At 29.6% G+C, this 12,504-nt stretch carries 10 protein-coding genes and 2 riboswitches; of the genes, 8 read left to right on the top strand and 2 right to left on the bottom strand.

What is annotated here, in order from left to right; translation table 11 throughout:
• Positions 1 to 48 precede the first annotated feature (48 nt).
• A riboswitch (SAM riboswitch) is annotated at positions 49 to 149 on the bottom strand.
• Between the two features lie 59 nt (positions 150 to 208).
• Positions 209 to 305: riboswitch (SAM riboswitch) on the bottom strand.
• Between the two features lie 145 nt (positions 306 to 450).
• A complete protein-coding gene (locus P3X86_RS08815) occupies positions 451 to 1,980 on the bottom strand; it encodes a polysaccharide deacetylase family protein (protein ID WP_483292304.1) in 1,530 nt (509 codons plus the stop codon).
• Positions 1,981 to 2,139: 159 nt separating this feature from the next.
• Between P3X86_RS08815 and P3X86_RS08810 the strand changes: the two genes are divergently transcribed.
• Both P3X86_RS08810 and P3X86_RS08805 read left to right on the top strand, forming a co-directional pair.
• Positions 2,140 to 2,514: a BlaI/MecI/CopY family transcriptional regulator gene (locus P3X86_RS08810; protein WP_483292303.1), complete on the top strand. Its 375-nt coding sequence runs from the start codon at positions 2,140 to 2,142 to the stop codon at positions 2,512 to 2,514.
• On the top strand, positions 2,514 to 4,271 hold the full coding sequence (locus tag P3X86_RS08805; RefSeq protein ID WP_483292541.1) for a M56 family metallopeptidase: 1,758 nt from the start codon (positions 2,514 to 2,516) through the stop codon (positions 4,269 to 4,271). The genes P3X86_RS08810 and P3X86_RS08805 overlap by 1 nt, the downstream gene beginning before the upstream one ends.
• 111 nt (positions 4,272 to 4,382) lie before the next feature.
• Here P3X86_RS08805 and P3X86_RS08800 read toward each other — a convergent pair whose 3' ends face one another.
• Complete coding sequence (locus P3X86_RS08800) at positions 4,383 to 4,760, bottom strand: hypothetical protein (RefSeq protein WP_483292302.1); 378 nt, start codon at positions 4,758 to 4,760, stop codon at positions 4,383 to 4,385.
• 159 nt (positions 4,761 to 4,919) lie between these two features.
• Between P3X86_RS08800 and P3X86_RS08795 the strand changes: the two genes are divergently transcribed.
• From P3X86_RS08795 to P3X86_RS08770, 6 genes are all read left to right on the top strand, one after another.
• A complete protein-coding gene (locus P3X86_RS08795) occupies positions 4,920 to 5,549 on the top strand; it encodes an ABC transporter permease (RefSeq protein ID WP_483292301.1) in 630 nt (209 codons plus the stop codon).
• A gap of 21 nt (positions 5,550 to 5,570) precedes the next feature.
• Positions 5,571 to 6,461, top strand: a complete 891-nt coding sequence (locus P3X86_RS08790) for a glycine betaine ABC transporter substrate-binding protein (protein WP_483292300.1) — start codon at positions 5,571 to 5,573, stop codon at positions 6,459 to 6,461.
• The gene (locus P3X86_RS08785) at positions 6,458 to 7,249 is read left to right on the top strand and encodes an ABC transporter ATP-binding protein (RefSeq protein WP_483292299.1); all 792 of its coding nucleotides are present in this window, start codon (positions 6,458 to 6,460) and stop codon (positions 7,247 to 7,249) included. Before P3X86_RS08790 ends, P3X86_RS08785 begins: the two co-directional genes overlap by 4 nt.
• 873 nt (positions 7,250 to 8,122) lie before the next feature.
• A complete protein-coding gene (locus tag P3X86_RS08780; protein ID WP_483292298.1) occupies positions 8,123 to 9,493 on the top strand; it encodes a sigma-54 interaction domain-containing protein in 1,371 nt (456 codons plus the stop codon).
• A gap of 554 nt (positions 9,494 to 10,047) precedes the next feature.
• On the top strand, positions 10,048 to 11,241 hold the full coding sequence (locus tag P3X86_RS08775; protein WP_483292297.1) for a CaiB/BaiF CoA transferase family protein: 1,194 nt from the start codon (positions 10,048 to 10,050) through the stop codon (positions 11,239 to 11,241).
• A 23-nt stretch (positions 11,242 to 11,264) separates the two neighbouring features.
• Entirely contained in the window at positions 11,265 to 12,449 is a 1,185-nt protein-coding gene (locus tag P3X86_RS08770) for a CaiB/BaiF CoA transferase family protein (protein WP_483292296.1), read from the top strand.
• Positions 12,450 to 12,504 lie beyond the last annotated feature (55 nt).

Below are 12,504 nucleotides of genomic sequence, written 5' to 3'. Positions count from 1 at the left end.
TTTGAGTAAAAATAAAACTCTCTTAAGATAAGAGAGTTTCTATTTAAGCTCTTATCATTCGGTTAATAAACCGCTGGTTTTAGCACCTTTACTTGCAGTAGGTTGCTGGACTTCATAGGGCCAGATCCCTCAGTCACTCTCAATAAGAAATATTTAATTGTTTTATAAAATAAAAAAACCTCTTTAATGAAAAGAGGGTTATAATCATCTCTTATCACTCGGCATAGCCGCTGGTTTTAGCACCTTACTTATAGTAGGTTGCTGGACTTCGTAGGGCCAGATCCCTCAGTCACTCTTAATAAGACTATTAAATTATATTAAGTATAATGCAATAAAGCGAAATTGTCAACATATTTTAATAAGCAGATATTTAAAAAGTGAATATAAATGTAGCCAATAAATGTTAAGTTATAAAATAGAATAATATATAAACAAATAAAACTCTTAAGTTTATTGATGTGATGCGTTGTACGCTACATTACCACCCAATCTTTTCAAGAAATAATTAGCAGTATCATAGTAGTTTATTCTCAATCTCTTTAGTGTTAAGAAGTCGTCAGATTTTTTACTAATACCATATTTTGTTTTAACAGCAGTCAAATATCCATGTTTTTTTACTTCATTTATACCATAAACCGTAGAATGACCTGCAGGATAGCAAAAATGAGTAATTTTAGAATCTATCATTTTTTCAAGAATTTTTTTAGACTGAGCAATTTCTTTACTGATTTTGGCGTTACTATTATAATGAAAATCAACATGAGTTACTGTATGACTACCAATCTCCATACCATCATAGAATATTTTTCTCACATGATCTGGAGAGCGAGGAGTATCATTTAATAAAGTTGATGTAATAAGATAAAATGTTCCGCACATTCCTCTTTTAGATAGTTCATTTGCAGCATAATTAAAATGAGAGGGATAACCATCATCAAATGTTAACACTATAGGATTTTTGGGTAGAGGATAGTTATTTTCCCAGTGATTGTAAAGCTGTGACATAGATATTGTATTATAGTTGTAATCTTTAAGTAAATCAAGCTGTTTACTAAAGTTCTCTCTACTCACATATAGACTAGCTGGACCTTTATGTGGGAGAGTATTTATTTCATGATACATAAGTATAGGAATGTATTTAATATACTCATAATTAGGTCTAGTTAGAGCAGGGGGATTGCTGATCTTATCAATTATAGTTATTACCTCTCCTTGAGTCATAATTTTGTTAGGCTCAAACAATCCATCTTCAGTTATGTTCATTATACCTTCACTATAGCATTTTAGAGCATTATGATTTGCAGTGTCTTTGATATGGCAACGATAGTATTCATAATTGTCGTAAGTAATGGATATAGAGCTTTCTAATATATTTGCAAGTTCTATTTTAGTGATAGGATCATGATTATCGGAGTATGTTCCTAACAATGTATGTACAAAATTTTTAGTGGCAACAAGGTTAGAATTATCAATAGGAAGTATTTCTAGTTTTGTCTTAGTCAATAAATTTTCATTATTGAGAAAATTATATATATAGCCAGCAAAAGCTCCCATGGTAAGCTGTTTGTTCATAATTTCTTGATCTTTTACTTTAAAAAAGATATCAGGAAGATAGCTATCATATATTTTGAAAGGTTTATTATCTTGTTTAGAAATATTTTTAATTAAATTATATGTACTACAAAGTTTGTTGTAATTGATGCTATTAGGGTTGTTATTTATCAATATAGAAAATGTATCGAGTAGTTCTGCTACTGATATATGTTTATTTGGATTAAATAAGCCACTTTCATTAAGATGCATTATATTATGATGTATAACATAGTGTATTTGATAGAAATTGGGATTAGAAGATCCAACATCAGGTATTTGGTTAATAGAGTTTAGATTATTATCACTGCTAACATAACTTACTGTTACTGAAAGCAATACTATAACAATTACTAAAGTTATTTTAAGATATCTGAATTTTTTTATCATATGGAAACATCTCCTCAACTTTTATGTTATATACAAATTATATTATACAAGGTTAAATAAAATGTCTGCAACATGGAAAAATATACTATTGACATTTTAATAAGACAAATGTAATATTAAAAGTGTAATATTACATTTGTCTTATTGGAGGGATTAAATTTGGAAAGATTACCTGATGCAGAGCTCACTATTATGTTAGTAATATGGAATTCAAATAAACCATTGACTTCAAACCAGATATTAGATAAGTTACAAAATAAAAAATGGCATGTAACAACTTTGAACAAACTTTTATCTAGACTAATAAAAAGAGGATTTATAAGAGTTGAGGTTGAAGGAAGACCGAAGAAATATGGATATATTATAGATGAGAATGATTATAAAAGGTGGGAGAGTAAAACTTTCTTTAGCAAGCTTCACAAAAATTCATTCAAGAGTCTTATAGCATCTTTGTGCTCAGATGATAAATTAACGAATGATGATATAAAAGAAATAGAAGAATTAATACATTTGCATAAGGAGGACGATGAGTGATGCTTCAAATCTTTTTTAACTATATAAAAATATCCCTTATTGCTTCAACAATAGTATTGTTAATAATAATGGTTACACCGCTAACTAAAAAAAGATATTCAAACAGATGGCGTTACTATGTATGGATAATGGTTAGTGTTATGCTTATAATACCGTTTAATTTGTCTATAAAAAATGCTCCTATAAATATAAAACCTCAAAGTATACAGAATATAGTCATTGGTAGAGATATAAGTGAAAATATAGAACCTGTACAGCCAATAGAAAAACAAGGTGATTATAATGATACTACTCAAAATAGCAGTGTATTTAATATACACCATATCATATGGTTATGGCTTATAGTTGCAGTTTTGTATTTGATAAAAAATTATATATCATATTTCAGATACAAGAAGGATATCTTTAGGTGGTGTTATAGCTGTGATGATGAGACTAAAAGTGTATTTGAGCAAACAAAAAAACAACTCAATATAAATAAAGATATAGAGCTGTTAAAATGTGATTATATCAATTCTCCAATGCTTATAGGGTTGTTTAAAACAAGAGTATTAGTATCTAAAGGTGATTTTAGCAAAGAAGATTTAAAGCATATATTTCTTCATGAACTAACTCATTATAGCAGATGGGATATAGGGACTAAGCTGTTTATACTATTTGCAAAAGCAATACATTGGTTTAATCCATTTGTTCATATTATGAGTAAAATGGCTAATGAAGATATAGAGATATGCTGTGATTATGATGTTATAAAAAAACAAGACAGCAAAAATGGTAAAGACTATATAAAGACAGTATTCAAAGTAATGAAACTAAATGGAAATAGAGGAGTAATACTTTCAACAAATTTTAATGGAGGTAAAAATAGAATGAAAGCAATTTTAGAATATAATAAAAAGAGAAAAGGTAAATTACTTTTGATAGGAATGATAGTGCTTTTACTTTCATCACAGTTATTGATAGCATGTAATGATTCAAAAAGTGATATAGAAAAACAAAAACAAGAGAGTAAAGAATATATAATTAAAGATTTAGGATATGCAATCTCATTGCCTAAAAACATAGCTGATAATGTGAAAATAGATAAGAATGGTGATACTGTAAGTATAGATACAAAATTTGGAGGTACATTAGTTTTTATAACTAGATATTCTAAAAATGATTATCCAGATAGAAAAGCATTAAATAAATACATTGAGGAAACATCTCCTGTATACTTGATTTACTTAGGTGAAACTGAAAAGGACTACGTGTGCTATAACTTTCCAAGTGATGTGCAATATGACTTAAATGACAAAGCTATGACCAAGAAATATAAGGATTTAATAAAAATGTTTGATGATAAAAGTATAGCATTTAGAGCATTAAGTAAAGAAGAAAGCGATAGTAAAAATATCATAGGATATGTAAAGAAATATGACAAAAATACTAATTCATTAACGATAGATGAAGTCGAATGGTTAACAGAAGAAGACAGTGACAGAATAAAAGAACTTGGGTACGATATAAATGCTGATTTGCCAAACGGATTTATAATCCATAATGCAGATAATAAAGTTAGTGAATATGTTTTAGATGAAAATGCAAAATTCACTATATTAAAGTATATTGGTAGTGGAGAAGCTGTGTCAGCTGACACAGACAGTTTTATAAAGAGAGTAAAAGAATGGAAAGAATTTGATTCAGAAGGTATGCTTATAAAGATAACACTGAAAGACAATAAAGTAACAAATGTTATAGAGCAGTATGTACCGTAAATAATGCAAATATTAGATAAAAGATATAAAGAGACATCAAAATGAGATGTCTCTTTATGTTTTTTTAGATATAAGTAATTTCTAGTTTGGAAAACTTGCTATATTAGCGACTTATGACCAACTATATATCACAAATCTTCCAGATTCAAATGGGCTAATAAAAGGTATCTTAACATAACCCGAAACATAAAACTCTTTTCTGTCATAATCAATTCCAAAAGTCAATGAATAGCCATAAAAACTATTACCTTGTGTAAAGTTTATCATAGGATGTGTAGTATTTAGAGTAAAAGAACCTATGTCAAATAAATTAGCTATGTTTGCACTTATATGAAAACTCCAATCATCAGAGATTTCATACTTTACATTGATGATACCAGCGATACTTATTTCTCCTTTGTTACCTTCACTGTAAACATAAGGCTGATTCTGATATGGATTTGGCTGAAGACTACCATACATGTTGTACATGTCATACATATTATACATAACAAATACTCCTATCTACTAATTTCCCTAAACATTAAAATAGGGTATATGTTCATAATATGAAGCATGTATGATTTTTGTTAATAGTAACAAGAAAATATGAATTAACAATAAGTTAAAAGAATATACTTTCATAGGAGATTATAGAGGAGTCAAAATATGAATGAATTAATAAAAATCTATATCCAGAGATGGGAGTTCTTTGGTGATTTATTGTTACAGCATATTATGCTAACTTTAACATCGGTGTTTTTTATAACCATTATAGGAGTATTAACTGGCATATTGATAACCAAGAGTAAGTTATTAGCAGGTATTGTACTAGCATTAGTTAATTTTCTATACACAATACCGTCTATTGCACTTTTTGGTTTCTTAATCACAATTACAGGCATTGGTAACAAAAGTGCCATAATAGCGCTGATTATTTATGGAGTGCTACCAATTATTCGCAATACATATGTAGGGTTAATGGAAGTAGATAAAGATGTGATACAGTCAGCTGTAGGTATGGGAAGTACAGATAGACAGTTACTATTTAAAATCAAGCTTCCACTTGCACTACCCATCATAATAGCTGGATTTAGGACTATGGTGATAATGACAATAGCTTTAGGCGGTATAGCATCATTTGTTGGAGCTGATGGATTAGGAGTTGCTATATGGAGAGGGATATCTACAAATTATTCTACTATGACATTAGCAGGGAGCTTGTTGGTGGCTTTATTAGCTATTGTAGCTGATTTATTATTAGGTATAGTCCAGAGGAAAATATGTAAAAGAGTTTGATTATGTAAGGGAGGAAAGAGGATGTATAAAAGATTATGCATATTATTGATAATCATAGCACTTGTATTCTTAGTTGTTTCATGCAAAAGTGATGAGAAAAAAATAACTGTTGCTAGTAAACCTATGACAGAGCAATTTATAATAGGCCATATGATAACACAACTAATAGAAAGAGGAACAGATATAAAAGTTGAACAAAAGTTTGGAATAGGAGGAGGGACGTCAAACATACATCCTGCAATGGTAAATGGAGAAATAGATATCTATCCTGAATATACAGGAACCGGATGGTTATTTGTTTTAAAGGAAGACTTAATAGATGACACTATTGTTATATATGAATCAGTAAAAGCAAAATATAAGCAGAAATATGATATACAGTGGCTTGGGTTATATGGATTTAACAATGAATTTGGATTAGCAGTAAAAAGGGAATTAGCAGAAGAATACAATCTAAAAAACTACTCTGATTTAGCGAAAATAAGTGACCAGTTAATATTTGCTGCTGAGTATGATTTTTATGAAAGAGATGATGGGTATCCTAATTTAGCGAAAGAGTATGACTTCAAATTCAAAGACAAGAAGGATGTAGATTTAGGCTTAAAATATCAAGCTATAGCTGAGGGAAAAGTAGATGTAATCAATGTCTTCTCAACAGATGGCAGATTAAAGGAAAATAATTTAGTTGTATTGGAAGATGATAAAAAATATTTTCCTCCATACTCGATAGCTACATTGGTTAGATCACAGACGTTAAAAAAATACCCACAAATTGAGAAAGTACTTAAGCCGTTAGAAGGTCAAATAAATAATGAGGAAATTATACATATGAACTACTTAGTAGAAATAGAAAAAAAGGATCCAAAGGATGTAGCTATAGAGTTTCTTAAAAGTAAAGGGCTAATACAATGATTGATATAGAAATAAAGAATGTTTACAAAGGGTATGATAGTGATAAAAATATTTTAAAAGGTATAAATCTCAAAGTTAAAAAAGGGGAATTAATAACACTGTTAGGACCTTCAGGTTGTGGAAAAACGACTTTGCTTAAAATGCTAAATAAACTGATAGAAATAGATGAGGGAGATATTTTAATTAAGGGAAAATCCGTTAAAGTATGGAATACGATAAAGCTTAGAAGGAGCATAGGTTATGTTATTCAGCAGATAGGTTTGTTTCCACATATGACTATAAAAGATAACATTAATTATGTTTTGACTATCACTAAAGCTGATAAAGGGTATAAAGAAAAAAAAGCTAAAGAACTTATAGAGCTAGTCGGACTTAAAAAAGAGCTGTTAGATAGATACCCTAGCCAATTAAGTGGAGGGCAAAAACAGCGTATAGGAGTAGCTAGAGCACTAGCAGGTAATCCAGATATAATCCTTATGGATGAGCCATTTAGTGCAGTAGATGAAATAGCTAGGAATCGCCTTCAAGATGAGCTAAAAATAATACATACTAAGCTAAAAAAAACAATAATATTTGTTACTCATGATATTGATGAAGCTTTAAAACTGGGAACAAGAATTGTAATAATGAAAGATGGAAAAATAGAGCAAAGTGGAACAAAGGAGGAATTAATTTTTAGTCCAAAGACTAAATTTATAAAAGAATTCATAGGTATAAAAGGTTTTAAAACGATATTAAATGAAAATGATATAAAGAATATTTATGCAAAACTAATCAATATTAGTTAGTTAAGGTATAGATAATTTAATATCATATATCAGTAGTTGTAAAGTAACATGATATGTTTTATCACAGGTTTACGAAGTAATGAAGAAAACTTAAAAATTGTCTATAGGTGGTTTGATTGAGAGTGGTGATATTAAGAAACATTCAAATCACCTTTTTTGTGTTGATGATGTTGTTATCATATATTGAGACAGCTTGGTGTCTCAACAAACTTTGTTTTTTATTTTAAGTAAGTATAATATATTTTGATTAATTTTTATAATTGATTAATAGATTCTAGCAACGGATATTTTCTTACACATTATTACATATTGCTTTTTTATATTACTATAATTAATAAAAAATGTTTTCATAATGTTTGTAATATTATTCATAAATTATTTTGTTTAATAGGTGTACAGTATATCTCAATATCATATATGTTCTTCTCTGATAGGACTATTTCTAAATAAACCAATCCTAATAAAAAATTTCCCAACTTCTTTGTCAAACTCAATTATAAAAGTAACAACATCATCATAACAAAAAATTCCTGTATATAGGAGAAATAACTCTGATATCTTCTTCTACTCTTATTAAAATATTCATAAATGTATGATAAATACTTAACTATCTTTTGGGTTTTATATGCAGTTTATAATAAATTATGCATGTTATATTTCATTTTAATAAATTTGTATGTTTTACAACTATGCAAGCAAAAATAGCATATTTGTGTAAACATTCACGTTTATAATTAATCATAGTTGATTTTATGACAAGAATTGATATAATATAATTAAATTATATTAATATATACAAATTGATATAAATTTTTTTTGTAAAATATATATGTTAAAAAAATAACGGTAACAGAGTATTGGGAGGCTTGACAAATGAGTTATGATACCAAGTTTGATTTATTGACGTTTATTGATTTGATAGATAATATTTATGATGAAATTATGATATGGGATAATAATTATACTGTTTTATACGTTAACAAAGCATGTTACAGGCATTATGGATTAAGGCAAGAAGATATAATAGGTAAACGCCTTGATGAATTTACTGAAAAAGATACTTATTGGACTCCATCAAGCATACCATCTGTATATCGTCATAAGAAACCAATTATTCAAAATCAAAAAACGTTCTTAGAAACAAATTTAGTTACTATATCTGTACCGATACTAGACGAAGAAAATAATGTGAAGTATGTAATTCAAAGTGTTAGAGATGACGATGACTACTTACAGAAAATGTTATCTCCTATTGAAATTACTAAAGATGAAAGTCTTAATTGTGATAACTCTCTAATACATAAGAGTGAAAACATGAAACAAGTAATCAAATTTTCAAAAAAGATAGCAAAAGTAAAAGTACCCTGTATGATACTTGGGGAGACAGGAACAGGCAAGAGTTTATTAGCTAGATATATACATCAAGTAAGCGATAGAAAAGATAAGCCGTTCATAAGCATAAACATGGCTAGTATAAGCCCTTCTTTAATCGAATCCGAGATTTTTGGATATGAGAAAGGTGCATTTACGGGTGCCAACAAACAAGGAAAGAAAGGAATATTTGAATTAGCAAATGGAGGTACATTGTTTCTAGATGAAATAGGTGAACTTCCTATGAGTTTGCAAGCAAAGTTCCTTCATGTATTGCAAGAAGAAGAGATAACACCTGTTGGAAGTATCAAGCCTATAAAGCTAGATGTTAGAATAATATGCGCCACTAATTGTGACTTAAAAAATATGGTGGAAGTGAATAAGTTTAGAGGCGATTTATATCATAGACTCAATGTATTTGAGATTAATATCCCTCCACTTAGAGAAAGAGAAAAAGACCTATACATATTAATATCTCATTTTCTAAATGTATTCAATAAAAAATATTCTAAAAGCTGTAAATTCTCAGAAAAAGCAATGGAACTTTTATCGAAATATCCTTGGAAAGGAAATGTAAGGGAACTTTCAAATATCATTGAAAGATGTATACTTACAACTGATACAAATACAATATTGGCAACTGATTTACCAGCTTGCTTTTTTAAAAGAGATAATTTAACTAATAGTACCGATATAGGGAATCTAGAGAAAGCGCTCAAGGCAACACAAAAAAGAATGATAAATGAAGCATATAAAAAATATAAAACAACTAGAAAGATAGCAGAAGTATTGGAGATAAGTCAAACAAAGGCATGTAGATTAATAAAAAAGTATGTGAATAAAAATCAGTATAAGAATAAAATAGAAGTATAGACTTAAACACTTTAGGAACTGTGATATAACAGCTCTTAAGGTGTTTTTGTATATATGTAAATATAGTTAATAAAACTCATTAGTGTATAAGAAATATATTGTATACAGTATAACAAATGCTGTGCCACTACCTTGTTATATAATTAACATTTTTATTTTTAAAATAAATACAAATATGCAAAAAATTAATTAATAAAACCTAAATAAATACACCTAAAAAATATTTTTTTATTTTTTTAAAATAAAAAACCTAAAAATTTTCTCCTGTATTGTGAGAAATGAGTCGTTATTGAAAAAAATGATGCGTTTTCGACTCAAAAGTCAAATGTATTGCAAATACAATATGTGCAAGTGATTTATAACTTAGTTATAAATATAACAATGAATCTTATTTGACTCATATCAATTACATAGATTACACAAAAGACTAAAGGAATTAGTAAATTGCCTAAAATACGATTGGCATACTTATTGCCTATTATATAGAACGTGAGCTCAAAGAAAATTTAACAATTTCAAAATTAAAATTAATTCATAGAAAGGGGTACGTATTTATGAGACCTTTAGAAGGAGTCAAAATAATAGATTTTACTCAAGCACATGCAGGAAGTTTAGCGACAATGATATTAGCAGATTTTGGAGCTGAAGTAATTAAAATTGAAAGAGCAGGAGTTGGTGACTTAGCTAGATATTGGGCACCTATGAAAAATGACAATAGTGCTTATTATGCTTATTTGAACAGAGGCAAGAAAAGCATAAGTATAAATGCAGCTAGTGAAGAAGGCAAGGAAATCATTAAAAAGCTAGTTGCAGATGCAGATGTAGTTTGTGAAAACTTCAAGTATGGTAGTATGGAAAGAATGGGACTAAGCTATGAGGAACTAAAAAAAGTAAACCCTGAAATCATATATGCATCATTAAATGGATTTGGTCAAAATGGACCATATAAAAAAGTTATAGGCTTAGATTTACAATTACAAGCTATGAGTGGACTTATGGATAGAACAGGTTTTCCAGATGGCCCGCCAACAAAAGTAGGTGCAGCAATGGGAGACCAATTTAGTGGACACTACATGGCTATGGCTATAAACTTAGCATTAATACATAAGAAAAAAACAGGCAAAGGACAGAAAGTAGATATAGCAATATTAGATTCATTATTTTCTATCCTTGAAGCAGCACCAGTTACTAACTGTCTAAGAAATCATGTTCCACCTAGAGTTGGTAATTCATATCCATCAATTTCTCCATATGATGCACTAGAGACAAAAGATGGATATGTTGCAGTAGGTATATCTACAGATAGACAATGGCAAAAATTCTGTGATGCTCTTAACCTTGGTCACTTAAAAGATGATCCTAGATACATTAACAACGAAAAAAGAGGAGATAACTATGAAACAGGGTTAAAGGAAGCTTTAGAAGATGTAACAAAGAAAATGTCTAAATTTGAGATAGAAAAGATATTAAGAGAAGCTAGATTAGCATGTGGAGCTGTTTACACAGTTAAAGAAGCTATGCAAACAGAGCAAGTAGCTGCTAGAGAAATGTTAGTAGATGTAGAAGATAAAGCACTAGGAACGGTTAAAATGCCAGGAATTGTTATTAATTTAGAAGGGACTCCTGGAAATATAGAACATGGAGCTCCTCTTTTAGGTGAGCATTCAGAAGAATACCTTACTAAGCTAGGTTACACAACAGAGCAAATCAAAGAATTATGTAATAAAAAGTTAATCGAAAGAGCGTAAATCCAAGGAAAGGGGAGAAAAACATGAAGGTATTAGAAGGAGTAAAAGTAGTAGATTTTACACAAGCATACAGTGGACCATTTTGCACTATGCAATTAGCAGACTTTGGCGCTGAAGTTATTAAAATAGAGAGAAGAGGTATAGGAGATCAATCACGTGAGTGGACTCCTATAGAAAACGGACATAGTGGTTACTATGCTGCTATAAATAGAAATAAAAAAGGCATTTCATTGGATATGTCAACAGAACAAGGAAAACAAATAGTTTTAGAGTTAGTAAAAGATGCTGATATTATTGTTGAAAACTTCAAAGTTGGAACTCTTGACAAATTAGGGATTGGTTATGAGGAAATGAAGAAAGTTAATCCAGAAATAATCTATGCGTCAATTTCTGGTTTTGGAGAAACAGGGCCACATAAAAGTCTTGCAGCTTACGATAATGTTGTACAAGCTATGACAGGTATTATGGAGATGACAGGATTTGCAGATGGTATTCCTACTAAAGTGGGACCAGCTATAGGAGATAATTTCACTGGTTTAACTATGGCATTAGCTATAAGTATGGCATATTTAAACAAAATGAATACAGGAAAAGGGCAGAAAATAGATGTAGCAATGTACGATGCAATCTTTGCAATATTAGAAAGCCCAATACTATTTGATACTCTATTGGGAGAGGAATCTACAAGAACAGGAAACGCTGATCCTGCTACTCTTGTTCCATATGATGTATATGAATGTAAAGATGGCTATTTTTCAGCAGGACTAGCAAGTGATAAAGGCTGGCCAACATTCTGTGATGCAGTGTCTATGCCTGAATTAAAGGAAGATCCTAGATTTATAGATAACGAACTAAGATGTAAGAACTATGATGAGTTTACTACTGTAGTTGGTGAATTCTTTATGAGCAAAACTAAAAATGAATTAGAAGAAATATTTGTTGAAGCAGGAGTTCCAAATGCTCCAGTGTTAACAATTCCAGAAATAATGCATCATCCACAAATTAAGGCAAGAGATATGATGTTAGAGTTAGAAGATCCAGGAATAGGTAAATATCTTGCCATAGGTAATCCTATGAAATTAAGTGAAACTCCAGCACAGCTAGTGCATGGGGCACCATTATTGGGACAAGATACAGACTCAGTATTAAAAGATATTGGTTATAGTGACGAAGAAATAAAGAACTTCCATGAAAAAGAAATAGTTTAACTTAATTTGTTTCAATATGTGCCAGTCACATAATCGACTGGTACATATTGAACAA

It is taken from the genome of Abyssisolibacter sp. ZYX002, assembly GCF_056892235.1.
This window is presented reverse-complemented; position numbering and strand designations above follow the sequence as displayed.